This window comes from Nostoc sp. UCD121 (genome assembly GCF_014222285.1).
Taxonomy (GTDB): Bacteria; Cyanobacteriota; Cyanobacteriia; order Cyanobacteriales; family Nostocaceae; genus Nostoc.
The window spans coordinates 1-246 of sequence record NZ_JACKZS010000607.1 but is presented as its reverse complement, the minus strand read 5'-3'; the positions used below and the strand labels follow the sequence as shown (position 1 = coordinate 246).

The 246-nt window shown below is 41.9% G+C and carries 1 protein-coding gene; it reads right to left on the bottom strand.

Features of this window, described 5'->3' with window-relative positions; genetic code table 11:
- Positions 1–42: 42 nt before the first annotated feature.
- Positions 43–246, bottom strand: a 204-nt coding sequence (locus GNF10_RS37675) for a hypothetical protein (RefSeq protein WP_185607553.1), incomplete at its 5' end; no start/stop codon positions are given.

The following is a 246-nucleotide window of genomic DNA, read 5'->3' as shown; positions in this document are numbered from 1 at the left end:
ATTGTAAGCGACTCTAGCCACACAGTACGAGCCGCTTTTTGTTTACTCTTTTGAAAAATCGGTCATTTCATCGGTGGGTTCATCTAGCATTTCTGGAACTAAAGCCTGGTTTCCTCGTTTTTCATCTGCTGATTGTTCTCGAATTACATCATCCATTTTTGGCGGATGTTTAATCATGTCCAACACTTCTGGACTTAATTGAGAGGAATCACCTTCTGGATTGCTCTTTTCAGCTTGGCTCGGAAC